This is a genomic window from Ectopseudomonas toyotomiensis, assembly GCF_900115695.1.
Lineage (GTDB): Bacteria > Pseudomonadota > Gammaproteobacteria > Pseudomonadales > Pseudomonadaceae > Aquipseudomonas > Aquipseudomonas toyotomiensis.
Map to the genome: position 1 here is coordinate 276,286 of NZ_FOXK01000005.1, position 26,219 is coordinate 302,504.

General features: G+C 59.1%; 25 protein-coding genes and 1 pseudogene. 19 read left to right on the top strand and 7 right to left on the bottom strand.

Annotated features, from left to right (window positions below; all coding sequences use genetic code 11):
* Positions 1-3: 3 nt before the first annotated feature.
* From BM186_RS12280 to BM186_RS12290, 3 genes are all read left to right on the top strand, one after another.
* The gene (locus tag BM186_RS12280) at positions 4-624 is read left to right on the top strand and encodes a lysophospholipid acyltransferase family protein (protein ID WP_072425143.1); all 621 of its coding nucleotides are present in this window, start codon (positions 4-6) and stop codon (positions 622-624) included.
* 1 nt (position 625) lies between these two features.
* Positions 626-1,558, top strand: coding sequence for a phosphatidate cytidylyltransferase (locus BM186_RS12285; protein WP_074915557.1), 933 nt, complete (start codon positions 626-628; stop codon positions 1,556-1,558).
* Positions 1,559-1,626: 68 nt separating this feature from the next.
* On the top strand, positions 1,627-2,778 hold the full coding sequence (locus BM186_RS12290) for a GGDEF domain-containing protein (protein ID WP_074915559.1): 1,152 nt from the start codon (positions 1,627-1,629) through the stop codon (positions 2,776-2,778).
* Between the two features lie 502 nt (positions 2,779-3,280).
* On the opposite strand, the gene BM186_RS12295 is transcribed toward BM186_RS12290, so the two are convergent.
* The 3 genes and pseudogenes from BM186_RS12295 to BM186_RS12305 all read right to left on the bottom strand — a co-directional run bounded on the left by BM186_RS12295 (position 3,281) and on the right by BM186_RS12305 (position 5,116).
* Positions 3,281-3,826, bottom strand: coding sequence for a hypothetical protein (locus tag BM186_RS12295; protein ID WP_074915562.1), 546 nt, complete (start codon positions 3,824-3,826; stop codon positions 3,281-3,283).
* 374 nt (positions 3,827-4,200) lie between these two features.
* Positions 4,201-4,638, bottom strand: a pseudogene (locus BM186_RS26865) (RHS repeat-associated core domain-containing protein); the annotation flags it as partial.
* 25 nt (positions 4,639-4,663) lie between these two features.
* Positions 4,664-5,116: a hypothetical protein gene (locus tag BM186_RS12305; RefSeq protein WP_074915564.1), complete on the bottom strand. Its 453-nt coding sequence runs from the start codon at positions 5,114-5,116 to the stop codon at positions 4,664-4,666.
* A 462-nt stretch (positions 5,117-5,578) separates the two neighbouring features.
* On the opposite strand from BM186_RS12305, the gene BM186_RS12310 reads away from it, so the two are divergent.
* Complete coding sequence (locus BM186_RS12310) at positions 5,579-6,037, top strand: hypothetical protein (RefSeq protein ID WP_239690008.1); 459 nt, start codon at positions 5,579-5,581, stop codon at positions 6,035-6,037.
* Between the two features lie 110 nt (positions 6,038-6,147).
* On the opposite strand, the gene gyrB is transcribed toward BM186_RS12310, so the two are convergent.
* The 4 genes from gyrB to dnaA are packed head-to-tail and all read right to left on the bottom strand — an operon-like array spanning position 6,148 to position 12,308.
* Positions 6,148-8,568 carry a DNA topoisomerase (ATP-hydrolyzing) subunit B gene (gene gyrB, locus BM186_RS12315; RefSeq protein ID WP_074915568.1) on the bottom strand — a complete coding sequence of 807 codons (2,421 nt, stop codon included), beginning with the start codon at positions 8,566-8,568 and terminating at the stop codon, positions 6,148-6,150.
* 4 nt (positions 8,569-8,572) lie between these two features.
* Positions 8,573-9,676, bottom strand: a complete 1,104-nt coding sequence (recF, locus tag BM186_RS12320) for a DNA replication/repair protein RecF (protein ID WP_017676277.1) — start codon at positions 9,674-9,676, stop codon at positions 8,573-8,575.
* Positions 9,676-10,779, bottom strand: coding sequence for a DNA polymerase III subunit beta (dnaN, locus tag BM186_RS12325; RefSeq protein ID WP_074915570.1), 1,104 nt, complete (start codon positions 10,777-10,779; stop codon positions 9,676-9,678). The genes recF and dnaN overlap by 1 nt, the downstream gene beginning before the upstream one ends.
* A gap of 38 nt (positions 10,780-10,817) precedes the next feature.
* The gene (gene dnaA / locus BM186_RS12330; RefSeq protein ID WP_074915572.1) at positions 10,818-12,308 is read right to left on the bottom strand and encodes a chromosomal replication initiator protein DnaA; all 1,491 of its coding nucleotides are present in this window, start codon (positions 12,306-12,308) and stop codon (positions 10,818-10,820) included.
* A gap of 520 nt (positions 12,309-12,828) precedes the next feature.
* On the opposite strand from dnaA, the gene rpmH reads away from it, so the two are divergent.
* The 15 genes from rpmH (at position 12,829) to atpA (ending at position 26,178) form a co-directional block, all read left to right on the top strand.
* Positions 12,829-12,963, top strand: coding sequence for a 50S ribosomal protein L34 (gene rpmH / locus BM186_RS12335; protein WP_003246698.1), 135 nt, complete (start codon positions 12,829-12,831; stop codon positions 12,961-12,963).
* A 13-nt stretch (positions 12,964-12,976) separates the two neighbouring features.
* Positions 12,977-13,381 (top strand): ribonuclease P protein component, encoded by a 405-nt coding sequence (gene rnpA / locus BM186_RS12340; protein ID WP_036994791.1) that lies wholly within the window; start codon positions 12,977-12,979, stop codon positions 13,379-13,381.
* On the top strand, positions 13,374-13,619 hold the full coding sequence (gene yidD / locus BM186_RS12345; protein WP_072425154.1) for a membrane protein insertion efficiency factor YidD: 246 nt from the start codon (positions 13,374-13,376) through the stop codon (positions 13,617-13,619). The genes rnpA and yidD overlap by 8 nt, the downstream gene beginning before the upstream one ends.
* Positions 13,620-13,621: 2 nt before the next feature.
* Complete coding sequence (gene yidC, locus BM186_RS12350; protein WP_074915574.1) at positions 13,622-15,367, top strand: membrane protein insertase YidC; 1,746 nt, start codon at positions 13,622-13,624, stop codon at positions 15,365-15,367.
* A gap of 155 nt (positions 15,368-15,522) precedes the next feature.
* Positions 15,523-16,890, top strand: coding sequence for a tRNA uridine-5-carboxymethylaminomethyl(34) synthesis GTPase MnmE (mnmE, locus tag BM186_RS12355; RefSeq protein WP_074915576.1), 1,368 nt, complete (start codon positions 15,523-15,525; stop codon positions 16,888-16,890).
* Positions 16,891-17,637: 747 nt separating this feature from the next.
* Positions 17,638-19,530, top strand: coding sequence for a tRNA uridine-5-carboxymethylaminomethyl(34) synthesis enzyme MnmG (gene mnmG / locus BM186_RS12360; RefSeq protein ID WP_074915578.1), 1,893 nt, complete (start codon positions 17,638-17,640; stop codon positions 19,528-19,530).
* Positions 19,527-20,174, top strand: coding sequence for a 16S rRNA (guanine(527)-N(7))-methyltransferase RsmG (gene rsmG / locus BM186_RS12365; protein WP_162843935.1), 648 nt, complete (start codon positions 19,527-19,529; stop codon positions 20,172-20,174). Before mnmG ends, rsmG begins: the two co-directional genes overlap by 4 nt.
* Positions 20,175-20,185: 11 nt before the next feature.
* The gene (locus tag BM186_RS12370) at positions 20,186-20,974 is read left to right on the top strand and encodes a ParA family protein (protein ID WP_072425159.1); all 789 of its coding nucleotides are present in this window, start codon (positions 20,186-20,188) and stop codon (positions 20,972-20,974) included.
* An 11-nt stretch (positions 20,975-20,985) separates the two neighbouring features.
* Positions 20,986-21,855: a ParB/RepB/Spo0J family partition protein gene (locus BM186_RS12375; RefSeq protein ID WP_072425160.1), complete on the top strand. Its 870-nt coding sequence runs from the start codon at positions 20,986-20,988 to the stop codon at positions 21,853-21,855.
* A 130-nt stretch (positions 21,856-21,985) separates the two neighbouring features.
* The gene (locus BM186_RS12380; RefSeq protein WP_045733559.1) at positions 21,986-22,375 is read left to right on the top strand and encodes a F0F1 ATP synthase subunit I; all 390 of its coding nucleotides are present in this window, start codon (positions 21,986-21,988) and stop codon (positions 22,373-22,375) included.
* A gap of 24 nt (positions 22,376-22,399) precedes the next feature.
* Positions 22,400-23,218, top strand: a complete 819-nt coding sequence (gene atpB / locus BM186_RS12385; protein WP_021487440.1) for a F0F1 ATP synthase subunit A — start codon at positions 22,400-22,402, stop codon at positions 23,216-23,218.
* Between the two features lie 66 nt (positions 23,219-23,284).
* Positions 23,285-23,512, top strand: a complete 228-nt coding sequence (gene atpE, locus BM186_RS12390) for a F0F1 ATP synthase subunit C (RefSeq protein WP_003241387.1) — start codon at positions 23,285-23,287, stop codon at positions 23,510-23,512.
* An 86-nt stretch (positions 23,513-23,598) separates the two neighbouring features.
* Positions 23,599-24,069 (top strand): F0F1 ATP synthase subunit B, encoded by a 471-nt coding sequence (locus BM186_RS12395; protein ID WP_072425161.1) that lies wholly within the window; start codon positions 23,599-23,601, stop codon positions 24,067-24,069.
* 12 nt (positions 24,070-24,081) lie between these two features.
* Positions 24,082-24,618 carry a F0F1 ATP synthase subunit delta gene (locus BM186_RS12400; protein ID WP_072425162.1) on the top strand — a complete coding sequence of 179 codons (537 nt, stop codon included), beginning with the start codon at positions 24,082-24,084 and terminating at the stop codon, positions 24,616-24,618.
* A gap of 15 nt (positions 24,619-24,633) precedes the next feature.
* Positions 24,634-26,178 (top strand): F0F1 ATP synthase subunit alpha, encoded by a 1,545-nt coding sequence (gene atpA, locus BM186_RS12405; RefSeq protein WP_072425163.1) that lies wholly within the window; start codon positions 24,634-24,636, stop codon positions 26,176-26,178.
* Positions 26,179-26,219 lie beyond the last annotated feature (41 nt).

The window sequence follows — 26,219 nt, forward strand, 5'->3', positions numbered from 1 at the left end:
GCCATGCTCGCCGCATTGACCGCTTTCGCCATCACCTCGGCAGCTCGCCTGCTGACCGGTGCCCGAGCCTTGTGGCTCGGCAGCACCGCGCAGGCGACGCAACGCCTGTACTACGCCAACCACAGTAGCCACGGCGACTTCGTCCTGCTCTGGGCCTCGCTGCCGCCGGAGCTGCGCAAGCGCACTCGACCGGTAGCCGGTGCCGACTACTGGCAGAAGCCGGGCATACGCAGCTTCCTGATCAACAAGGTATTCAACGGCGTGCTGGTAGACCGCGAGCGCAAGGAAGGCGCCAACCCGCTGCAGGCGATGCTCGACGCGCTGGACGGCGGCGACTCGCTGATCATCTTCCCCGAGGGCACGCGCAATCTCGGCGATGAACCATTGCTGCCCTTCAAGAGCGGCCTTTATCACCTGGCTCAGGCGCGCCCGGATGTGGAACTGGTACCGGTGTGGATCGCCAACCTCAACCGGGTCATGCCCAAGGGCAGGGCGCTGCCGCTGCCGCTGCTGTGCACCCTGAGCTTCGGTGCGGCACTGGAACCCATCGAGGGGGAGGGCAAAGACGCCTTCCTGGAACGCGCGCGTAACGCCCTGCTGGCACTGGCACCCGAGGAGGCCTGAGATGGATAACAACACTTTGCTGCTGTTCGCCGGTATCGGTGCCCTGTTGTTGCTGGCCAGCCTGGTCGGCTTCGTCCTCAAGCGGCGCAGTGGCGATCAGCCGAACCCGGTGATCGACAACCTCAACGCGCGGATCAACGCCTGGTGGGTGATGGTGCTGGTGATCGGCATCGCCTTCCTGTTCGGCAACAACGGCGTGATCATGCTGTTCTATTTCGTCTCCTTCTACGCCCTGCGCGAGTTCATGACGCTGACGCCGACCCGGCGCAGCGACTATCCGGCGCTGGTGGCGGCCTTCTATTTCGCCCTGCCGATGCAGTACCTGCTGATCGCCTTCGGCTGGTACGGCCTGTTCGCCATCTTCATCCCGGTCTATCTCTTCCTGCTGTTACCGATCCTCGCTTCGCTGGGCGGCGACACCACCCGCTACCTCGAGCGTGCGGCCAAGGTGCAGTGGGGCCTGATGATCGCCGTTTACTGCATTTCCTCTGTACCCGCTCTGCTGACTTTGGACATTCCCGGCTATGAGGGGCGCAACCTGCTGCTGATCGCCTGGCTGATCATTGTCGTGCAGCTCTCCGACGTACTGCAGTACGTCTGCGGCAAGCTGGCCGGCAAACACAAGATCGCGCCCAACCTGTCACCCTCGAAAACCGTGGAAGGCTTTGTCGGCGGCGTAGCGCTGGCCACGCTGATCGGCGCCATGCTGTGCTGGATCACGCCATTCGCCTTCTGGCAGGCCGCACTGTTCGCGCTGCTGGTGTGTATCCTCGGCTTCGCCGGCGGCCTGGTGATGTCGGCGATCAAACGCGACCGCGGGGTGAAGGACTGGGGCCATATGATCGAAGGCCACGGTGGCATGCTGGATCGCCTGGACTCGGTGTGCTTCGCCGCGCCGGTTTTCTTCCATATGGTGCGCTACTGGTGGGCCTGATCTGGCGCAAGTACTGGGGCAGAGGCTTGCACTAGAGTTAAGCAACTCCAGAGAACAAGAAGGCCGACATGATCGCCCACACCCAGACACTGTTCGGAGCCGTCGCGCTGGTCGCCGTGATCATGGGCAGCTGTCTGATCCTGGTCGGCCAATTGCGTCATCGCGACGGCATGCTCACCACCGGTCTGGGCATGCTGTCCCACTCGCTGGCCTACATCGGCTTCACCCTGTTCGGGCAGGTGTCGATGTGGTTCAGCTATGTGCTGGCCAACACGCTGCTGTCCACCGCGCTGGCGTTCTACACGGTCAGCCTGCCGCTGATCCACGGCCGCCGCCCACCATGGCGGCTGGCCTTCGCCTTCCCGCTGCTGCTGGGCGTGCTGCTCAGCGTGCTGATCGATACCCAGGAACCCCGCCAACTGGTAGCCTGCCTGCTGCTGTTCACGCAATGCCTGGTCATCCTGCACCTGAGCCGCCTCCATGCGGTGCCCGGTGGGCGTGCCCATCGAATCCTGATGATCGGTGCAGGCATCAGCCTGTTCGGCCTGGGCATCCGCGTGGTAGTGATCCTCAGCGGTGCGCCGGCGGAGATGCATTACGACGTCAGCAACCTGAAACAGACCGTATCGGTCGCCCTCGGCGCCGCCACCATCATCATGTTCTCTTTCGGTCTGGTGCTGCTGTCGCGCGAGCGCATCGAATCGGAGCTGCGCCAGACCGCTCTGCGCGACACGCTTACCGGATTGCCTAATCGCCTGGCGATACTCGAACAACTCACCGACGAGCTGGAACGCGCTCGCCGCCAACACACGCCGCTGTCCATCGCCATGCTCGATCTGGATCACTTCAAGCAGATCAACGACAGCCACGGCCACCTGGTCGGCGATGCCGTGCTCAGGCACTGCACGGACCATCTTCAGCAACGGCTACGGCGTAACGACAGCATCGGCCGTTATGGTGGTGAGGAATTCCTGCTGATTCTGCCCGGCACCGACGCTGACGGAGCACTGGAGCTGGTCGATCAGCTTCGCCAATCCCTCACCCAGCACGCGGCGCAGGTTGACGACAAGAACATCGCCTTGAGCTTTAGCGCCGGTGTTTACGGCAGCACCAGCCCCGTCGCCGAGGACATCACCGGCATGCTGCTCAAGGCCGACGCCGCGCTCTATCGCGCCAAGGATGCCGGGCGTAACACACAAGTCCTGGCTACGGCGGACTGATAGGAGGGGCTCGGATTTACCGGCAGACCTGTATCATGCCTGGCTACCAGCGTTCAGCGTCGCCTGACTTTCCTGCAGGCAACAAAAAACCCGCCGAAGCGGGTTTTTCATGACCTTCCGACATCCTGTCGTTTGCCGTCCTGGCGCGGTCTGTCTTCCGTGACCCGGGACATCCAGTTCCCAGTAGGTGTGTGTAGATTAACCAGCCTACGCAGGCGACGGGAGAGGCCCGTTGCGCTTCGACGTGTAAGTCTTTTGCCATAGAGGCAGACATAGAAAACGATGCGTGAAGGCCTAACACGGTTCACGTGGCAGCGACACGATCAGCTCCCCTCTCCCATTTATGGGAGAGGGGTTGGGGGAGAGGGACGATAACACCATAAATTACCGGTCTTACCTTTCCGAACGCAGCCACCCTCGCCTGTGAGAGAAATCGACCTAAGTCGTGGTCTGCTACTCGAAGGCAGTATTGCGGTGTTCGATTACGGAATATCCGAATGTCTTATTCGTTTGCTCGGCGAGGCAGAGGTACTCCTCTGAATACAAAATCTTTCGACTCATCCCAATTTATTCCGCTCTCAATGAAAACTTGTATGCGCTTCCTTATCTTCTCCGGGTCTCCGTACATTCCACATAGCTCATGCGAATAAATAATTTCGAGGTCATCCTTCGTTGACAGGTTCGGTCTTATTACTTTTTCTGGAAGCTGAGAATAATCATCTGTTAGCTCTATTAGCTTGGCACCTCCATATAGGCCCTGCCCAAGATTGGCACTAAGCATCCTTTTTATGATTGGCCTGGAATTTGGTATTACCGTCTCACTCTCAATTATTGATGAGTAAAGCGGCTTTAGTCTGTTTTCTGCGACAAATAGGCAGAATAGAATTTGTTCTTTGTTGAGATCGACATTTTCCCACTTGTCTTCATCTTGAAACAACCCGAAGAACTCCATCAGATGATTCTTTCGCATTTGCGCTAAGCCATATTTATTCTCTGATATTTTAAGGCTTAAAATTCTGTCTTCAACCCATCTAACAGACTTCAACATCTACTGATTCCTTTGGATGACGATTTGCTTTTAGCGGCTGACGCAGCTCTATGAGAGTCTGCGGCGCTCAAGTACGTTGTTCTGTTTTTATTTCCGAGCCCTACGGGGTTTTGTTTATTAGACGTCCCCGCTAGTCCGCCTCGATCCTCGAAAATTCTTTGTTCCAATCCTCGGGCAATATTCTTTCCTTCTTGACCATCACCAACAAATACCACTTGTGGAGCAATATCAAAATGACTGGTACTAGGATAGCGATACCGCAGCACGTCTTCTGCAGAGTGGCCTAAACCGGGCTTACTCGCATATCCAATATATGGTTTTCCATTTTTTACTCCTTCGTAGGTGATATGGGTAGCATTCGCAGGATTTCCAGCCCAACCCCACGGATCCACCCACCCAAACGGCTCCGGCGCGTACTGAAACAGATTGATCCCACCCGCCAACCCAATCGGATCCGGGCTGATAAACCGTCCGATATCCGGATCGTAGAACCTGAAGGTGTTGTAGTGCAGCCCGGTTTCGCGGTCCAGGTATTGGCCCTGGAAGCGCAGGTTCTGCTCTTCGACAAAGAAGCTTTCCTGCTGTTCGGCCAGGGTGTTGCCCCAGACCTGATAACGGGCCTGCCAGATGCAGCGGCCGTCCTCTTCGGTGAGTTGCTGCGGCAGGCCGTTTGGATCGGTGTGGTAGTAGCGCAGGCGTGCGTGTTCACCCTGACCGTCGACGCGCGCCAGCGGGTCGTAGCTGCCTTCGTCGTAGAGGTAGAGGCTGTGCCGGCCGTTGCGGGTTTCGCTGAGCAGGCGCAGGCCGCTCCAAGCTATGGGATAGTCATACGAAGGTTTACCAGTCGAACATAGCGGTGTAGCTCTTCTGATCGCCGACACCGCGCAGGCAACTGGCGCTCTGAGCCAGCACTGATGGCTCCAGCTGGCCCTTCATCAGTCGAATTGCCTTGTATTGCGAACGACACTCCGGCTTGCTATCCGCCATGGGGGCTACATGCAGCACCATGACGATAGGCACATTCTGAAAAATTTCCACATGTGCCTGGCCGTCCTTGCCAACACTGAAATGACACGGCGAGGGAATGTCCAGCGTCAGTACGCTCTGGTCTGGCTTGCGCAATATGCAGGCCCGCCTGGCGCTCTCCAGTATGTAAGTCTGCCCTGCCAGAGCTACTTGCTCCGGGTAGCTGGATTTGTCTTTGGCAAGCGGTGGTGTCGATTCGGCGTATACACAAAGACTGGTCAGCATACCGAGCATCAGTAGAAGTATACGAAGATGCTTGCTCATGTCGGCTCCTTGACTAGGTAGAGAAAACTGTCTCGAACAGCACTTAATCTACGCATTAATCGATTGATCTAGAAGAAAGGCTGCCTTTTCACTTTAATCAAAACTAAAAGAATAAACATTTACCCGTCTTTTTCTTTCTTTTGTCTCCTTAAAAATATTTATGTATTTCAGGTTGATATAGCCGTCTTTCCCTATTTATTGGATATTTTAGATATCTAATACTTTGGCCCTAGGTAGCTCAGAGTTTTTCATTCCTAGCCATCGATTTTTCGGCGCCGAATGTTAAACCCAGACAAAGATCAAAATTTGTTGATCATAGGAGTTTCACGCTGGGAACCTCCAATCAAAAATATCTGAGATGATCTCCATCTTTATGTCCATTATTATTTGCTACGGCTGTCCATCATCACGATAAAGGAACGGCAATAAGCGTAAACTATGCAATAGACATTAGGACTATTCTTGAATGGAGCTCACAAAGAGGTGAATCAGTCTTTAGACTTCTTAACAATTCTGCGCCGGCACTTTCCGGTTTTCATCGCTGCTTTTTTTCTAGCGCTGTTTTCCCTGGCGATCAGTCAGATTCTGCTGCTGGAGGTCTATCCACCCAGCCTGGATGACTATGGCATCTACATGATGTTGGGCAGCTGCGGCATATCCTTGTACCTGTGTGGCGCAAACCTTCTGGTGATTCGAGGTCGTCCCTGGGCGGTATGGCTGATCGTCGCAGCCATGGTGATCTGTATGTTGCTGGTCATCGGACACTGGGGCAGGCGTGCACCTTACCTGCTGTATTCCATTGGCCTGCTGCTGCCGTTGAGTACCCTGCTGACCCTCAATAGCAAGCGCTACCGCGCCATGCTTGTGGCCATGGTGGAAGTAAGAGGGCAGCGGGCGGCGTGGCGTCAGCGCTTCAAGTAAGAACGCCAGCGTTAACTCCAGAAGCTCCGCTCAAATTAAAAAGCCCCTGCCAACTCGCATTGGCAGGGGCTTTTCATTTCACGCCAGCTAACAGTTCAGCTAGCAGGCCATCAGAAGTCCAGATTCGACACCGCCAAAGCGTTGGACTCGATGAAGTCGCGGCGCGGCTCCACGGCGTCGCCCATCAGGGTGTTGAAGATCTGGTCGGCAGCGATGGCGTCTTCGATGGTTACCTTGAGCATGCGGCGCACTTCCGGGTCCATGGTGGTTTCCCACAGCTGATCCGGGTTCATTTCACCGAGACCTTTGTATCGCTGGATGCTGTGACGCTTGGTGCTTTCGGTCATCAGCCAGTCCAGCGCTTCCTTGAAGGTGCTGACCGGTTTCTTGCGCTCGCCACGCTGCACGTAGGCGCCTTCTTCCAGCAGGTTGTTCAGCTGTTCGCCCAGGGTAGTGACGGTCTTGTAGTCATTGCTGGCGAAGAAGTCGCGGTTGAAGGTGGTGTAGCTGGAAAGACCGTGAGATTTGACCTCGACCTCCGGCAACCACAGGTGACGCTCGCGGTCTTCACGCAAACTGGCACTGTAGGTCTGGCCAGACTTCTCGGTCGTCTTCAGACGTGCAGCGAAGCCTTCCAACCAGTTCTGCATGAAGGCCTGATCAGCGAGCTGTTCCACCGAAATGCGCGGCAGATAGACGAAGTGCTCGGTGATGTCCTTGGAGTAGACGCGCGAAAGGCGGTCCAGGGTCTTCATCACGCCACGGTATTCACCGACCAGTTTCTCCAACGCGCTGCCAGAAAGACCTGGAGCGTTCTCGTTGACGTGCAGGCTGGCATCCTCCAGGGCCGACTGGGTCATGTATTCATCCATGGCCTCGTCGTCCTTGATGTACTGCTCCTGCTTGCCTTTCTTCACCTTGTACAGCGGCGGCTGAGCGATATAGATGTAACCACGCTCAACCAGCTCCGGCAGCTGGCGGAAGAAGAAGGTCAGCAGCAGGGTACGGATGTGCGAACCGTCGACGTCAGCATCGGTCATGATGATGATGTTGTGGTAGCGCAGCTTGTCGATGTTGTACTCCTCACGACCGATACCGCAGCCGAGTGCAGTAATCAGCGTGCCGACTTCCTGCGAGGAAATCATGCGATCGAAACGCGCACGTTCGACGTTGAGGATCTTGCCCTTGAGCGGCAGGATCGCCTGGGTCTTGCGGTTACGGCCCTGCTTGGCAGAACCGCCCGCGGAGTCGCCCTCCACGATGTAGAGTTCGGACAGCGCCGGGTCTTTTTCCTGGCAGTCGGCCAGCTTGCCGGGCAGGCCGGCGATGTCCAGGGCGCCTTTACGGCGGGTCATTTCACGCGCTTTACGAGCCGCTTCGCGGGCGCGAGCGGCATCGATCATCTTGCCGACCACGGCCTTGGCTTCGTTGGGGTTCTCCAGCAGGAAGTCGGAGAAGTACTTGCCCATCTCCTGTTCGACTGCGGTTTTCACCTCGCTGGAAACCAGTTTGTCCTTGGTCTGCGAGCTGAACTTCGGATCCGGAACCTTGACCGAGATGATCGCAGTCAAGCCTTCGCGGGCGTCATCACCGGTGGTGGCAACCTTGAACTTCTTCGCCAGGCCTTCGGATTCGATGTAGTTGTTCAGGTGGCGGGTGAGGGCAGAGCGGAAGCCCGCCAGGTGAGTACCACCGTCGCGCTGCGGAATGTTGTTGGTGAAGCAGAGCAGGTTCTCGTTGAAGCTGTCGTTCCACTGCAGGGCAACTTCGACACCAACGCCGTCTTCTTCGCGCTGAACGTTGAAGTGGAACACCTGGTTGACCACTGTCTTGTTGGTGTTCAGGTACTCAACGAAAGCCTTCAGACCACCTTCGTACTTGAACAGCTCTTCCTTGCCGGTGCGCTCGTCGCGCAGCAGGATGCCCACGCCGGAGTTGAGGAAGGACAGTTCGCGCAGACGCTTGGCCAGGATGTCCCAGCTGAAGTGGATGTTGGCGAAGGTTTCTTCGGACGGCTTGAAGTGGATCTGCGTACCGGTACCGTCGGTATCACCCACAGCGGCCAGAGGCGCTTGCGGTACACCATGCACGTAGGTCTGTTCCCAGATCTTGCCGCTACGGCGGATGGTCAGCACCAGCTCCTTGGAGAGGGCGTTCACCACTGAGACACCCACGCCGTGCAGGCCGCCGGACACCTTGTAGCTGTTGTCATCGAACTTACCGCCGGCGTGAAGCACGGTCATGATGACCTCGGCCGCCGAGACGCCTTCTTCCTTGTGCATGTCGACCGGGATACCACGGCCGTTATCGCGCACACTGATCGACTCATCCGGGTGGATGGTGATGGTGATTTCGCTGCAGTAGCCTGCCAGCGCTTCGTCGATCGAGTTGTCGACCACCTCGAACACCATGTGGTGCAGACCACTACCATCGTCAGTGTCACCGATGTACATCCCGGGACGTTTGCGTACGGCGTCCAGTCCTTTCAGCACCTTGATGCTGGAGGAGTCGTACGTTTGGTTCTCGCTCATGCCTTCACTCCCGATGGTCTTGGGTCTGGGTGATACGGCCATGTTCCACGTGGAACATGGCAACCGGCGTATCCGTCTGCCAGCCTTCCCTCAACAATTCATGATCTACACAGGTGATGAACACCTGGCAGCGCAAATCTTCCAGCAGCCGGCACAATGCCTGACGATGCTGTTCATCCAGCTCCGACGGTAAGTCGTCCACCAGATAGATACACTGGCCACGCTTGGCTTCGTTGACCAAGTGGCCCTGGGCGATGCGCAAAGCGCACACCACCAATTTCTGTTGTCCTCGCGACAGGATCTCTGCCGCGTTGTGCCCCGCCAGTCGCAGACGCAGATCAGCGCGCTGCGGTCCGGCCTGGGTATGCCCGAGTTGCTGGTCGCGGAGGAGGGAGGTGGCGAGCACTTCGCTCAACTCACGATCCTTATCCCAACCGCGGTAGTAACTCAGGGTCAGTCCTTCCAACTCCAGCAGCTCGGCCAGGGTCCGTTCGAACACCGGTTTCAGGGCCTGAATGTAGGCGCGTCGGTAGGTGTCGATTTCCTCGCTGGCACTGCACAGTTCACGGTCCCATGCGGCCTGCGAAGCACCGTCAAGTGTACCATGGCGCAGCCACGAGTTCCGCTGCCGCAGGGCTTTCTGCAGGCGTTGCCAGGCGCCGAGAAAGCGATGTTCCACGTGGAACACTCCCCAATCGAGAAACTGCCGGCGAATCTTCGGTGCACCTTCAAGCAGGCGAAAACTGTCGGGGTTTATCAGCTGTAGTGGCAACAGATCGGCTAGCTGCGCAGCACTACGCGCGTTCTGCCCATCGATACGAATCTGCAGCTCACCCTGACGATCACGAGATATACCCAGATTGCTCGAGCCGCCCTCGGCCAACTGCACCTGACCGAAAATGGTGCAGGCGGGTTGTTCGTAATGGATAACGGGCTGCAGGCGTGTGCTGCGGAAGGAACGGGCGAGGCCAAGCAGATGGATCGCCTCGAGCACGCTGGTCTTGCCGCTGCCGTTGGCGCCGTGAAGGATGTTGATGCGGGAGGAGGGGGAGAGGGTCACCGGGTGCAGATTGCGCACCGCGGTGACCGTGATACGGCTTAGGGACATTAAAGACGCATCGGCATGACAACGTAGGCAGAATCGTCATTGTCGGCTTCCTGCAGCAGGGCACTGCTGTTGGAGTCGGAGAGGATCAGGCGCACCTGCTCGGTGCCCATCACGCCCAGCACATCCAGCAGATAGCTGACGTTGAAACCGATCTCCAGGCCGCTGCCCGCATAGTTGACAACGATCTCTTCCTCGGCCTCTTCCTGTTCAGGGTTGTTGGCTTGAATCTTCAGCAGACCAGAAGCCAGGGTCAGGCGAATGCCGCGGTACTTCTCGTTGGACAGAATCGCGGTGCGACTGAAGGCTTCGCGCAGGCCCTGACGATCCGCCAGCACCAGTTTGTCACCACCACGCGGCAGCACGCGCTCGTAATCCGGGAACTTGCCGTCGACCAGTTTCGAGGTGAAGGTGAACTCGCCGGTGTTGGCACGGATGTGATGCTGACCAAGAACGATGGCGACTTCGGCGTCCTGCTCGGTGAGCAGGCGAGCCAGTTCAAGAATACCTTTGCGCGGCACGATGACCTGATGCTTGCCCTCCTGCTGGATGATCGCTTCCATGGAGCACATGGCCAGACGGTGACCGTCGGTAGCAACCGCTCGCAGCAGACCACTCTGTACCTCCAGAAGCATGCCGTTGAGGTAGTAGCGCACATCCTGCTGGGCCATGGCGAAGCTGGTGCGTTCAATCAGACGGCGCAGCTTGGCTTGCGGCAGGTTGAAGGTCAGCGACCCCGGACCTTCCTCGACGGTGGGGAAGTCGTTGGCCGGCAGAGTCGACAGGGTGAAACGGCTGCGCCCGGCCTTGACCAGCAACTTCTGCTCGTCGACGCGAATGTCGATCAGCGCATCGCTCGGCAGGCTTTTGCAGATGTCCATCAGCTTGCGAGCCGGCACGGTGATCTCACCCGGCTCGGCGGCATCTTCGAGCGTGACGCGACCAACCAACTCGACCTCGAGGTCAGTACCGGTGAGCGATAGCTGCTGGCCTTCGACCACCAGCAGGACGTTGGACAGAACCGGCAGCGTCTGGCGTCGTTCCACGACACCGGCGACCAGTTGCAGGGGTTTCAACAGGGCTTCGCGTTGAATAGTGAAATGCATGGTCTAGTCCCTTGCCTCGTGGAGCTGCATTGATTTGATCAGGTAGTCAGGGTGCGCAGCAGGTTCTTGTAGTCCTCGCGGATGTCCGCGTCGGATCCCCTAAGTTCAGCAATCTTACGGCATGCGTGCAACACCGTGGTGTGATCGCGGCCGCCGAAGGCCACACCGATTTCCGGCAGGCTGTGATTGGTCAGTTCCTTCGACAATGCCATGGCCACCTGACGTGGCCGGGCGATCGAACGCGAACGACGCTTGGAAAGCAGATCGGTGATCTTGATCTTGTAGTACTCAGCGGTGGTGCGCTGAATATTATCGATGCTGACCAGTTTATCCTGCAGGGCCAGCAGATCCTTGAGCGACTCGCGGATCAGCTCGATGGTGATGTCGCGGCCCATGAAGTGCGAATGGGCAATCACGCGCTTCAGCGCGCCTTCAAGCTCCCGCACGTTGGAGCGAATGCGCTGGGCGATGAAGAACGCGGCATCGTGCGGCAGATCGACCTTGGCCTGATCGGCCTTCTTCATCAGGATCGCCACGCGGGTTTCCAGTTCCGGCGGTTCCACCGCTACGGTCAGGCCCCAGCCAAAGCGCGACTTCAAGCGCTCTTCCAGACCTTCGATCTCTTTCGGGTAGCGGTCGCTGGTGAGAATCACCTGCTGACCACCCTCGAGCAGTGCGTTGAAAGTGTGGAAGAACTCCTCCTGGGAGCGCTCCTTCTTGGCGAAGAACTGGATGTCGTCGATCAACAGCGCATCGACCGAACGGTAGAAGCGCTTGAATTCGTTGATGGCGTTGAGCTGCAACGCCTTGACCATATCGGCGACGAAGCGCTCGGAGTGCAGGTACACGACCTTGGCGTTAGGATTCTTCGCCAGCAGGTGATTACCCACAGCATGCATCAGGTGAGTCTTGCCCAGGCCAACGCCGCCATACAGGAACAGCGGGTTGTAACCGTGCTTGGGATTGTCCGCCACCTGCCAGGCGGCAGCGCGCGCCAACTGGTTCGACTTGCCCTCGACGAAGTTATCGAAGGTAAAGGTGCGATTGAGGTAGCTGGTGTGCTTGAGGCCACCTTCGACCTGTACGGTACGTTCGGTGCGTGGCGCCACCGCGGGGGTCGGCGGTTGTGGCGCGGCGCCGCCCATGGAGTCGAAGCTGGCACGCGACGGCTCCTGCTGTGCAGGCGGCGGCACCGGCTTGCTGACGGATGCGGCGGCCTGAACCTGAGCGGCACGCGCAGCAGCAGGCAAAGGGGCCGTTGGCGCGACACGGGCAGTCGCTGCACGCTTGCTGCCTATTAATAAGGAAAGCGCAGGAACCAGACCCCCAGCGCGCTCACCGAGCAACTCGAGCAAACGGCTCAGGTACTTCTCGTTGACCCAATCGAGTACGAAACGATTCGGCGCATACACGCGCAGCTCGTCGCCTTCGGCTTCGACCTGCAGAGGACGGATCCAGGTGTTGAATTGCTGGGCCGGCAACTCGTCGCGCAAAAGCTCGACGCATTGCTGCCATAGTTCCACTGACACTGACTATCCCCTATCCAGGCGGCGATGCAAAAACAGCCGCCATTGTAACGGCCAACGACCGAGTTATCCACACAGCAGGGACTAGATGGCCAAGCAAAATCAAAGCCTTAGTTCCATTCACCAGACTTATCAGTAGCGGCATGAGCCTTGTGGATAAGCACCCCATAAGCTTCTGTAAAAGCCTGGGGATGAACGGGCGGATAACCCTGCTGTGGGTAACACGGCATTCTATCCTCAGGCTGTCTGCAGGACACGCACAGAGGAACCACGCCTTTTGGACAGACTTATCATCGCCGGATGAGCAAGCAGGGCGCTGCAGCCAAAGGGTTGTCCACAGACGCTGGCAGCACCATTCAACATAAACATAGAAAAAGAGCTTTAAACCCTTTTTCTCCTTTCTATTTCTATCTAGCGAATAAGGTTGGTTGGAAATTGACCTACCGCGCGGCTTTCTCTAGAATTGCCGGTCTCTTTAAACCAGGGTCATTCCGACCCTAGTCGATCACCCAGGTAACGCACCATGAAACGCACTTTCCAACCCAGCACCATCAAGCGCGCTCGCACCCACGGTTTCCGTGCCCGCATGGCCACCAAGAACGGCCGTGCCGTCCTGTCGCGTCGTCGCGCCAAGGGCCGCAAGCGTCTGACTGTCTAATTCATCCTGACAGGTGGTGAGTCGAGGCTTCGGCCGGGAAAAGCGACTGCTGACTCCCCGGCAATTCAAGGCAGTCTTCGACTCCCCAAGCGGTAAAGCTCCGGGCAAAAGTGTCCTGCTGCTAGCGCGCGATAACCAGCTTGATCATCCCCGCCTAGGTTTGGTGATCGGCAAAAAGAGCGTCAAGCTCGCCGTCGAGCGCAACCGCATCAAGCGTCAAATCCGCGAGTCCTTTCGCCTCAATCAGGACAACCTGACAGGCTGGGACATCGTGGTGGTCGCCCGCAAAGGGCTAGGTGATCTAGAGAATGGCGAACTTGCTCAGCAGTTCGGCAAACTCTGGAAACGCTTGGCCCGAAGCCGGCCCAGTCGCGACGCAGACTTATCCCCCGGGACAAGCGACAATCCCCATGCGTAAAGCGGCTCTAGCCTGTATTCAGGTTTATCGCTACGCCATCAGTCCGCTGATGGCCAGTCATTGTCGCTTCTATCCCAGCTGCTCCTGCTATGCCTACGAAGCCATCGAACAACATGGCTTCCTGCGTGGTGGCTGGCTGACAGTGCGCCGTCTCGGTCGCTGTCACCCCTGGAATGCCGGCGGTTTCGATCCGGTTCCACCCGTTAAAAAATCCCGTTCCCCTTCGATGGCCGAATAATCATGGATATCCAACGCTCGATCCTGATCGTCGCCCTGGCAGTCGTGTCCTACCTCATGGTCCTGCAATGGAACGAGGACTACGGCCAGGCTGCCTTGCCAGCCGAGGTTAGTACCTCGACCGCTGCGACGCCTGCCCTGCCCGACACACCTGCTGCAACCGCCAGCACTGGCGGCGACGACATTCCCACTGCCGTGGCCGAGCCGACTGCTGCTGCCGTTGCGCCTACCGCCGCTGTCAGCGACGAGCTGATTCGCGTCAAGACCGATGTGCTGGACCTGGCCATCGACCCGCGTGGTGGCGATATCGTGCAGCTGCGTCTGCCGCAGTACCCGCGTCGTCAAGACCGCCCGGACGTTCCGTTCCAGCTGTTCGACAACGGCAACGAGCGTACTTACCTGGCGCAGAGCGGCCTGATCGGTCAGAACGCGCCGGACAAATCCAGCGGTCGTTCCCTGTGGAGCAGCGAGAAGCAGAACTACGAACTGGCCGAAGGCCAGGACAGCCTGGTGGTCGATCTCACATTCAGCGAGAACGGCATCAACTATATCAAGCGCTACAGCTTCAAACGCGGCCTCAACCCGCAGTGCTCGGCGCGTGAGCAACAACTGAAGAAGCCTGGCTGCATCGATCCCTCCGCCTATCAGGTTGACGTGCGTTACCTGATCGACAACCAGAGCGAGCAGGCCTGGAGCGGCAACCTGTTCGCTCAGCTCAAGCGCGACAACAGCGGCGACCCGTCCTCGACCACCGCTACCGGCACCGCCACCTATCTTGGCGCGGCACTGTGGACCACCGACGAGCCGTACAAGAAGGTGTCGATGAAGGACATCGACAAGCAGTCCTTCAAGGAAACCGTGCAGGGCGGCTGGGTCGCCTGGCTGCAGCACTACTTCGTCACCGCCTGGGTGCCGAACAAGGACAGCACCAACCTGGTACAGACCCGCAAGGACAGCCAGGGTAACTACATCGTCGGCTTCACCGGCCCGTCCGTGCAGGTCGCTGCCGGCGCGCAGGGCGAAACTGGCGCGATTCTCTATGCCGGTCCCAAGCTGCAGGAGCACCTGGGCACCCTGTCCCCGGGTCTGGAGCTGACCGTCGACTACGGCTTCCTGTGGTTCCTGGCGCAACCGATCTTCTGGCTGCTGGAAGTGATCCACGGCGTGCTCGGCAACTGGGGTTGGTCGATCATCGTCCTGACCATCATCATCAAGCTGATCTTCTTCCCGCTGTCGGCTGCCAGCTACCGCTCCATGGCGCGCATGCGTGCCGTATCGCCGAAACTGCAGGCGCTGAAAGAGCAGCACGGAGATGATCGCCAGAAGATGTCCCAGGCGATGATGGAGCTGTACAAGAAAGAGAAGATCAACCCGCTGGGCGGCTGCTTGCCGATCCTGGTGCAAATGCCGGTATTCCTCGCCCTGTACTGGGTGCTGCTGGAATCGGTCGAGATGCGTCAGGCGCCCTGGCTGCTGTGGATCACCGACCTGTCGATCAAGGATCCGTTCTTCATCCTGCCGATCATCATGGGCGCGACCATGTTCATCCAGCAGCAGCTCAACCCGACGCCGCCGGACCCCATGCAGGCCCGCGTGCTGAAGCTGATGCCGATCATCTTCACCTTCTTCTTCCTGTGGTTCCCGGCTGGTCTGGTGCTGTACTGGGTGGTCAACAACTGCCTGTCCATCGCCCAGCAGTGGTACATTACGCGCAAGATCGAAGCGGCAGCGAAACCGGCCAACGCCTGATTCGCCAAGGCTTCCAAGCATCAAGCAAACGCCCCATGATTGGGGCGTTTTGCTATCCAAACATTTGTCGTAGGAGCGAGCTCTGCTCGCGAATCGCTGTTATCCACAGCTTCTCCCTCGCGCCTACTAGCCCCGTAAACATCGAGTAAACCGCCATGAACCATGCCCGAGACACCATTGCCGCCGTCGCTACCGCCCAGGGTCGTGGTGGTGTGGGCATCGTGCGGGTATCCGGTCCACTGGCCGGTCAATTGGCTCAGGCCATCTGCAGACGCGAGTTGAAGCCACGCTTTGCTCATCACGGGCCGTTCTATGGCGAGAGCGATCTGACTCTGGACGAAGGCCTGGCCATCTACTTTCCCGGCCCCAACTCCTTCACTGGTGAAGACGTCCTGGAGCTGCAGGGCCACGGTGGCCCGGTGGTGCTCGATCTGCTGCTGCGCCGCTGCATGGCGTTGGGAGCACGCCTGGCGCGCCCCGGCGAGTTCAGCGAACGAGCCTTCCTCAATGACAAGCTCGACCTGGCTCAAGCCGAGGCCATCGCCGATCTGATCGAAGCCAGCTCCGAACAGGCCGCGCGCAATGCGCTGCGTTCGCTGCAGGGCGAGTTCTCCAAGCGCGTGCACGCGCTGACCGAGTCGTTGATCCAGCTGCGCATCTACGTCGAGGCGGCCATCGACTTTCCCGAGGAGGAGATTGACTTTCTCGCCGACGGCCATGTACTGAACCAGCTCGACAGCGTGCGCGCCGACTTATCCACAGTCTTGCGCGAAGCGGGCCAGGGCGCCCTGCTGCGTGACGGTATGACCGTGGTCATCGCCGGCCGGCCCAATGCCGGCAAATCCAGCCTGCTCAACGCCTTGGCCGGGCGCGAAGCGGCCATCGTCACCGATATCGCCGGTACCACCCGCGACGTGCTGCGCGAACATATCCACATCGATGGCATGCCCCTGCATGTGGTCGACACCGCCGGCCTGCGTGATACCGACGACCAGGTCGAACGCATCGGCGTGGAACGCGCGCTCAAGGCCATCGGCGAAGCCGATCGCGTGTTGTTGGTAGTGGACTCCACCGCGCCGGAAGCCGCCGATCCTTTTGCCCTGTGGCCAGAGTTTCTGGAGCAGCGCCCGGATCCGGCACACGTCACCCTGATCCGTAACAAGGCCGATCTCTCCGGCGAGGCAGTAACACTTGAAACCAGCGCCGATGGCCACGTCACCCTCAGCCTGTCAGCCAAATCTGCCGATGGCCTCGATCTGCTGCGCGAACACCTGAAGGCCTGCATGGGTTATCAACAGACCGCCGAGAGCGGCTTCAGCGCCCGCCGCCGTCATCTTGAGGCGTTGCATCAGGCCGAGCAGCACCTCGAGCACGGCCGCAACCAACTCACCCTGATGGGCGCGGGTGAACTGCTGGCCGAGGACCTACGCATGGCCCAGCAAGCCCTGGGCGAGATCACCGGCGCCTTCAGCAGCGACGACCTGCTGGGGCGCATCTTCTCCAGCTTCTGTATTGGCAAGTGAAAGCAAATACTCAGGCACTCTGCACTCACCGCCCTCTTATCCACAGCTAGCCTGTAGGAGCGGATTTATCCGCAAAAAGAGCATAGGTCGCGCCGTCAATACGCCTCTTCCTGCCTACCCGGATTTCATCCGGGCTACGAAATGCAGCCCAGACACCGGCTGCGTCTCGGGCTGACACCGATGGCAATCGTCGGCTCGCCCAGCCCACCTTACATAAGCTTGAGGCCCCTTGAGGGCTAACACGGCACCGTGCCAATGCCCGGTTTTCAGCCGGATTGCGGGTGTTCCGAAGAGTTATTCATAGCGAAATAAACCCTGTGGAAAACAGGCCCTGAACCCTGCCCATAACCCTATGACAAAGCTGGGCGTAACTGCCCCTGTGGGTAACCTGCACTTTCATCCACAGTGATTCAGCAGCTTGCCCAGCGGAACCGAGCAGGAATAACACAGGCTTATTATTCGCTGTACACCAGTAGCCGCAGGGCTTGTAAAGCTTTATCCACAGAAAAGGCTCCCTCTATACATAAACATAAAGAACAAGCTTTATAAAAAATCTCTCTTTTCTATTCTTTATAAGCCTGAGCGTACTTTTCATCAGGAAGGGGTCATCAGGTAAAGGCTCGAGGAGAGAGGAACACAGCCAATCTGCTGGCTATTTTTTGTGCAGAAGGCTTCATTCAAGAGGCTTAAGTCCCTATACTTGCCGCCTTTCTTTCAGACCCCTTCTCAACAGGCACGAGGTGCGTGGTGGATTTTCCTTCCCGTTTTGACGTGATCGTGATCGGTGGCGGTCATGCCGGTACCGAAGCAGCCCTGGCTGCGGCACGCATGGGCGTGAAGACCCTGCTGCTCACCCACAATGTCGAGACCCTCGGCCAGATGAGCTGCAACCCGGCCATTGGCGGGATCGGCAAGAGCCATCTGGTCAAGGAAATCGATGCCCTGGGTGGCGCCATGGCCATCGCTACCGACAAGGGCGGCATCCAGTTCCGTATCCTCAACAGCCGCAAGGGCCCAGCCGTTCGCGCCACGCGTGCACAGGCTGACCGCGTGCTGTACAAGGCTGCGGTACGCGAGATTCTGGAAAACCAGGCCAACCTGTGGATTTTTCAACAGGCAGCCGATGACCTGATTGTGGAAAACGCCGCAGTCAAAGGCGTGGTCACCCAGATGGGCCTCAGGTTCCATGCGGATTCCGTGGTTTTGACCACAGGCACATTCCTCGGCGGACTTATCCACATTGGTCTGCAGAACTACTCCGGCGGCCGTGCCGGTGATCCGCCCTCCATCGCTCTGGCGCATCGCCTACGTGAGTTGCCACTGCGCGTCGGTCGCCTGAAAACCGGTACGCCACCACGCATCGACGGTCGTTCGGTGGATTTCTCAGTGATGACCGAGCAACCGGGCGATACCCCCACGCCGCTGATGTCCTTCCTTGGCAAGCGTGAACATCAGCCCAAGCAGATCAGCTGCTGGATCACCCACACCAACGCGCGTACCCACGAGATCATCGCCGCCAACCTCGATCGCTCGCCGATGTACTCTGGAGTGATCGAAGGGGTTGGCCCGCGTTATTGCCCGTCGATCGAAGACAAGATTCACCGCTTCGCCGACAAGGACAGCCACCAGGTGTTCATCGAGCCGGAAGGCCTGACCACCCATGAGCTGTATCCCAACGGCATCTCTACCTCGCTGCCGTTCGACGTGCAGCTGGAGATCGTGCGTAGCATCCGTGGCATGGAGAACGCGCATATCGTGCGTCCCGGTTACGCCATCGAATACGATTACTTCGACCCGCGCGATCTCAAGTACAGCCTGGAAACCAAGGTCATCGCCGGCCTGTTCTTCGCTGGCCAGATCAATGGCACTACCGGCTACGAAGAAGCCGGTGCTCAAGGCCTGCTGGCGGGCTGCAACGCTGCCCTGCGCGCGCAGGGCAAAGAAGCCTGGTGCCCCCGTCGTGACGAAGCCTACATCGGCGTGCTGGTCGACGACCTGATCACCCTCGGCACCCAGGAGCCGTACCGCATGTTCACCTCGCGCGCCGAATACCGGCTGATCCTGCGCGAGGACAACGCCGACCTGCGCCTGACCGAGAAAGGCCGCGAGCTGGGCCTGATCGACGATGAGCGCTGGGCCGCTTTCGAGGCCAAGCGTGAAGGCATCGTGCAGGAAGAGCAGCGCCTGAAGAGCACCTGGGTGCGCCCGGGCACGCCGCAGGGCGATGCCATCGCCGCACGTTTCGGCACGCCGCTGGCCCACGAATACAACCTGCTCAACCTGCTGGCTCGCCCGGAGATCGACTACGCCACCCTGGTCGAGCTGACCGACGCGCCGGTTGTGGATAACCAGGTGGCCGAGCAGGTCGAGATCAAGACCAAGTACGCCGGCTATATCGACCGCCAGCAGGACGAAATCGCCAAGCTACGGGCCAGTGAGGACACCAAGCTGCCGGATGATCTGGACTATGCCTCGATCTCCGGGCTGTCCAAGGAGATCCAGTTCAAGCTCGGCAACACTCGCCCGGCGACACTCGGTCAGGCCTCACGTATCCCTGGGGTCACTCCGGCGGCTATTTCCCTGCTGCTGATTCACCTGAAAAAACGCAGCGCGGGACAGAAGCTGGAGCAGAGCGCCTGATGTCGGTCACTCAGCGTCACGCCGAAGAACTGCTGCAGGGTGCCCGCGAACTGGGTATCGAACTCAGCGCGCAGCAGCAGGAACAACTGCTCGCCTATCTGGGCCTGCTGATCAAGTGGAACAAGGCCTACAACCTCACCGCCGTGCGCGATCCCGACGAGATGGTGTCGCGCCACTTGCTCGACAGCTTGTCGGTAGTGCCGTTCGTGGCCGAGCTTGGGGATAACTGGCTCGACGTCGGCAGTGGCGGCGGTATGCCCGGCGTGCCGCTGGCGATCATGTTCCCCGAGCGGCGTTTCACCCTGCTCGACTCCAACGGCAAGAAAACCCGTTTTCTGGTCCAGGTGAAGCTGGAGCTGAAACTCGCCAACCTCGAGGTTGTCCACAGCCGGGTCGAAGCCTATCGCCCCGAGCAGCCGTTCGATGGCATCAGCTCGCGCGCGTTCAGCAGCCTGGAAGACTTCAGCAACTGGACGCGTCACCTTGGCAGCGTCGACACCCAGTGGCTGGCGATGAAAGGCGTGCACCCGGATGACGAATTGCAGGCCCTGCCGACGGACTTCCGTCTCAGCGCCACGCATGTGTTGCGGGTTCCCGGTTGCCAAGGCCAGCGCCATCTGTTGATACTGCGTCGCTCGGTCTAAGGGGAAAGAAGATGGCCAAGGTATTCGCGATCGCCAATCAGAAAGGCGGCGTGGGCAAAACCACGACGTGCATCAACCTGGCCGCTTCTCTGGTGGCGACCAAGCGCCGCGTGCTGCTGATCGACCTCGACCCGCAGGGCAACGCGACCATGGGCAGCGGTGTCGACAAGCATGGTCTAGAGCACTCGATCTACGACGTGCTGATCGGCGAATGCGACCTGAGCCAGGCCATGCAGTTCTCCGAGCACGGTGGCTACCAGCTGCTGCCGGCCAACCGTGACCTGACCGCCGCGGAAGTCGCCCTGCTGGAAATGAAGATGAAGGAAAGCCGCCTGCGTTATGCCCTGGCGCCGATCCGCGAGAACTACGACTACATCCTCATCGACTGCCCGCCATCGCTGAACATGCTGACCATCAACGCCCTGGTCGCCGCCGATGGCGTGATCATCCCCATGCAGTGCGAGTACTACGCGCTCGAGGGGCTTTCCGACCTGGTCAACAGCATCCAGCGCATCGCCCAGCTGCTCAATCCCAAGCTGCAGATCGAAGGTCTGCTGCGCACCATGTACGACCCGCGCATCAGCCTGACCAATGACGTCACGGCTCAGCTCAAGGAACACTTCGGCGACAAGCTGTATGACGCCGTGATTCCGCGCAACGTGCGCCTGGCCGAAGCACCGAGCTTCGGCATGCCGGCGCTGGTCTACGACAAACAATCCCGTGGGGCCATCGCCTACCTGGCTTTGGCCGGCGAGCTGGTGCGCCGTCAGCGCGCCGCCGCGAAAACCGCTACCGCTTAAGGAACATCCGCATGGCTGCGAAGAAACGAGGTCTGGGTCGAGGTCTGGACGCACTGCTCGGCGGCAACTCCGTCAATGCACTGCAGGAAGAGGCCGCCCAGGTCGACACCCGTGAACTGCAATACGTGCCCCTGGAGCTGATCCAGCGTGGCAAGTACCAGCCGCGTCGTGACATGGACCAGACCGCTCTGGAAGAACTCGCCGCCTCCATTCGCGCCCAGGGCGTGATGCAGCCCATCGTCCTGCGCCCCATCGGTGGTGGTCGTTTCGAGATCGTCGCCGGTGAACGCCGTTGGCGTGCCAGCCAACTGGCCGGTCAGGACAAGATTCCGGCCATGGTCCGTGAGCTGCCGGATGAAGCCGCCATCGCCATGGCGTTGATCGAGAACATCCAGCGCGAAGACCTCAATCCGATCGAGGAAGCCGTGGCCCTACAGCGCCTGCAGCAGGAATTCGAGCTGACTCAGCAACAGGTCGCCGATGCCGTGGGCAAATCGCGCGTCACCATCACCAACCTGCTGCGCCTGATCGCCTTGCCGGAGGAGATCAAGACCCTGCTCGCCCATGGCGATCTGGAGATGGGTCATGCTCGTGCGCTGCTCGGTCTACCCCTCGAACAGCAGGTCGAAGCCGCGCGACATGTTGTCGCACGTGGCCTGACCGTTCGTCAGACCGAGGCCCTGGTGCGCCAGTGGCTGAGCGCCAAACCTGCCCCGGCCAAAGCCAAGGCCGACCCCGACATCAGCCGCCTGGAGCAGAAGCTCGCAGAGCGTCTGGGCTCGCCCGTGCAGATCAAGCACGGCAGCAAGGGCAAAGGGCAGTTGGTGATTCGCTACAGCTCCCTCGACGAATTGCAGGGTGTACTGGCGCACATTCGTTGAAACAATTCAGTCTGTAGTCCTACTTCACTCCTACTACAGCACGGTTGATCGGGCGCAGGCTGAACCCTATACTCCCCGCGCAATTTTGTCGGCTACGGGCCGAGCTTCGGCACCTTGCAGGGAGAGGTCGATGGGCATCCCCAGTAAGGTCCCGTTTCATCGTCAGCCAGGTTTTCCGATCCTGATTCTTCAGGCCATCGTGACGGCTGTGATTGCAGTGATTTTTGCCGTCAGTGGCGGATGGGTTGCGGCCTATTCGGCATTGCTGGGAGGGCTGATCGCCCTGCTGGCCAACGCGTATTTCGCATTCAAGGCCTTTCGTTACTTTGGCGCGCGTTCGGCCCGAGCCATCGTCCAGTCGATCTGGGCCGGGGCCATGGGTAAATGGATTATCACGGCGGTGCTGTTTGCACTGGCGTTCGTAGGGGTTGAACCACTTGCACCGATGCAGCTGTTCATCGGTTATCTGCTTGGCCTTCTGGCAGCAGCCTGTGCCCCCCTACTCATGAAAGTTTTCTGAAGCATTGGACCGTTTGAGGCGTTTATGGCTGATACCCCAGCAGAATATATCCAGCATCACCTGCAGAACCTGGTCTACGGCTCTCATCCGGATAAGGGCTGGATCATTGCCCAGACCCCGGAAGAGGTGAAAGCGATGGGCTTCTGGGCTGTCCATGTGGACACTCTGGGCTGGTCCCTGTTCATGGGCCTGATCTTCATCACTTTGTTCCGCATTGCCGCCAAGCGCGCCGTCACCGGCGTACCGACCGGCCTGCAGAACATGGCCGAGATGTGCATCGAGTTCGTCCAGGGCATCGTCAAGGACACTTTCCACGGCAAGAACCCGCTGGTTGCGCCGTTGGCCCTGACCATCTTCGTCTGGGTGTTTTTGATGAACAGCCTGAAGTGGATCCCGGTCGACTACATTCCTGGCCTGGCCCATGCCATGGGTCTGCCCTACTTCAAGATCGTCCCCACCGCCGACCCTAACGGTACCTTCGGTATCTCCCTGGGCGTGTTCCTGCTGATCATCTTCTACAGCATCAAGGTCAAGGGTATCGGTGGCTTTACCAAGGAACTGTCGTTCACCCCCTTCAATCACTGGGCGCTGATTCCTTTCAACCTGTTCCTGGAAATCATCGGCCTGCTGACCAAGCCGCTGAGCCTGGCCCTGCGTCTGTTCGGCAACATGTATGCCGGTGAAGTGGTGTTTATCCTGATCGCGCTGCTGCCCTTCTACGTTCAGTGGGGTCTCAACGTGCCATGGGCTATCTTCCACATCCTGGTCATTCCGCTGCAGGCGTTCATTTTCATGGTGCTGACCGTGGTTTATCTGAGTGCTGCGCACGAAGATCACCACTGATCAACATCGAAAAACCCGAAAACCCCTAACTCGTAACCTTAACCTCTAAAAACTCTGGAGCTAACTATGGAACTCGTCTACATCGCCGCTGCCATCATGATCGGTCTGGGTGCCCTGGGTACCGGTATCGGCTTCGCCCTGCTGGGCGGCAAGCTGCTGGAATCCACCGCTCGCCAGCCTGAGCTGGGCCCGCAGCTGCAAACCAAGACCTTCCTGATGGCCGGTCTGCTCGACGCCGTTCCGATGATCGGTGTTGGTATCGCGATGTACCTGATCTTCGTTGTCGCGGGTTAAGAGTTCCTGAGTTCGAGGCAGCATGATGAGTGCTGCCTCTTCAGGCTTTTCTTCCCTGAACACGAGATAGCACGAGGTAAATCGCTGTGAACATTAACCTGACCCTGTTCGGTCAAACGATTGCCTTCGCTATTTTCGTCTGGTTCTGCATGAAGTTCGTATGGCCGCCGCTGACGCTGGCCATGCAGGAACGCCAGAAGAAAATCGCAGAAGGTCTGGATGCTGCCGGGCGCGCTGAGCGCGATCTGCAGTTGGCCCAGGAACGCGCTGCCCAGATGCTTCGTGAAACCAAAGAGCAAGCTGCCGAGATTCTCGATCGGGCGAACAAGACCGCCAACGCAATCGTCGAAGAAGCCAAGGCCCAGGCCCGCTCTGAAGGTGAAAAGCTGATCGCTGGCGCCAAAGCCGAAATCGATCTGGAAGTGAACCGTGCCAAGGATCAACTGCGTTCGCAGGTAGCAGCTCTGGCTGTCACCGGCGCCGAGCAGATCCTGCAGTCCTCCGTGGACGGCGCTGCGCACAACGATCTGGTCGCAAAACTGGCCTCTCAACTCTAAGCGAGGCTCGCGATGATCAATACCAACACGCTCGCTCGGCCCTACGCGAAAGCTGCGTTTGAGTTTGCCAGTGCTGCACAGCAGGCCGATGCCTGGCTGAACATGCTGTCGCTGTCCGCGGCCGCGGTTCAAGCGTCGGCCATGGCTCAGCAGTTGGTCAACCCGGCGTTGACCGATGAGCAGAAAGTCAATGTGCTGGCGCAGCTCTGTGCCGGTCACATCGACGCTTCGTTCAGCAACTTCCTGCGCTCGCTGGGCAGCAACGACCGACTGTCGCTGCTGCCGGTAGTACGCGAACAATTCGCAGTGCTGAAGGCTGAAGCCGAACGCGCCCTCGATGTCGAGGTCGAGTCGGCTTTCGAGCTCAGTGCTGAGCAATTGCAAACTCTGGCTGCCGCCCTTTCCAAGCGGCTCGATCGCACCGTCCAGCCCACGCCCGTGGTCAATCCCGCCCTGATCGGCGGTGTTGTCATTCGTGCAGGTGACCTGGTCATCGACGGTTCGGTCCGCGGCAAGCTGAACAAGCTGGCCGAAGCGTTGAAATCCTGATTTGAGGGAACTGGCATGCAGCAATTGAATCCTTCCGAAATTAGCGAAATCATCAAGCAGCGCATTGAGTCGCTTGATGTATCCGCTCAAGCCCGTAATGAAGGCACCATCGTCAGCGTTTCCGACGGTATCGTGCGCATCTACGGCCTCGCCGACGTCATGTACGGTGAGATGATCGAATTCCCTGGTGGCGTGTACGGCATGGCCCTGAACCTGGAGCAAGACTCCGTAGGTGCCGTAGTACTGGGTGGTTACCTGACCCTCGCCGAAGGCATGAGCGCCAAGTGCACCGGTCGCATCCTGGAAGTTCCGGTTGGTCCGGAGCTGCTGGGTCGCGTCGTTGACGCACTGGGCAACCCGATCGATGGCAAAGGCCCGATCAACGCCGCCGCTACAGACGCCGTTGAAAAGGTTGCGCCGGGCGTGATCTGGCGTAAGTCGGTCGACCAGCCGGTGCAGACCGGTTACAAGTCGGTCGATGCCATGATCCCGGTAGGCCGTGGCCAGCGCGAGCTGATCATCGGTGACCGTCAGATCGGTAAGACTGCTCTGGCCGTCGACGCCATCATCAACCAGAAAGACAGCGGCATCCGTTGCGTCTACGTCGCCATTGGTCAGAAGCAATCGACCATCGCCAACGTGGTACGCAAGCTGGAAGAAGCTGGCGCCCTGGCCAACACCATCGTGGTTGCAGCTTCGGCTTCCGAATCGGCTGCCCTGCAGTTCCTCGCACCGTACTCCGGTTGCACCATGGGTGAATACTTCCGCGACCGCGGTGAAGATGCCCTGATCGTGTACGACGACCTGTCCAAGCAGGCCGTTGCCTACCGTCAGATCTCCCTGCTGCTGCGCCGTCCGCCAGGCCGTGAAGCCTACCCGGGCGACGTGTTCTATCTCCACAGCCGTCTGCTGGAGCGCGCTTCCCGCGTTTCCGAAGAGTACGTCGAGAAGTTCACCAATGGCGCCGTGACTGGCAAGACCGGTTCCCTGACCGCTCTGCCGATCATCGAAACTCAGGCCGGTGACGTTTCCGCGTTCGTTCCGACCAACGTGATCTCGATCACCGACGGTCAGATCTTCCTGGAATCGGCCATGTTCAACTCGGGTATCCGTCCGGCCGTCAACGCCGGTATCTCGGTATCTCGTGTAGGTGGCGCGGCTCAGACCAAGATCATCAAGAAGCTCTCCGGTGGTATCCGTACCGCTCTGGCTCAGTACCGTGAGCTGGCGGCCTTCGCCCAGTTCGCATCTGACCTGGACGAAGCCACCCGCAAGCAGCTCGAGCATGGTCAGCGCGTAACCGAGCTGATGAAGCAGAAGCAGTATGCGCCGATGTCCATTGCCGAAATGTCGGTGTCTCTGTACGCAGCCGAGCGTGGCTTCCTGCAGGACGTCGAAGTCGCCAAGATCATCAGCTTCGAGCAGGCCCTGATCGCCTTCTTCAAGCGTGATCACGCCGACCTGATGGCGAAGATCAACGAGAAGGGTGACTTCAACGACGAAATCGACGCTGGCCTGAAAGCCGGTATCGAGAAGTTCAAGGCCACCCAAACCTGGTAACCGCAGCGGGGGCTTCGGCCCCCGCCTGCTTGAACCAAAAG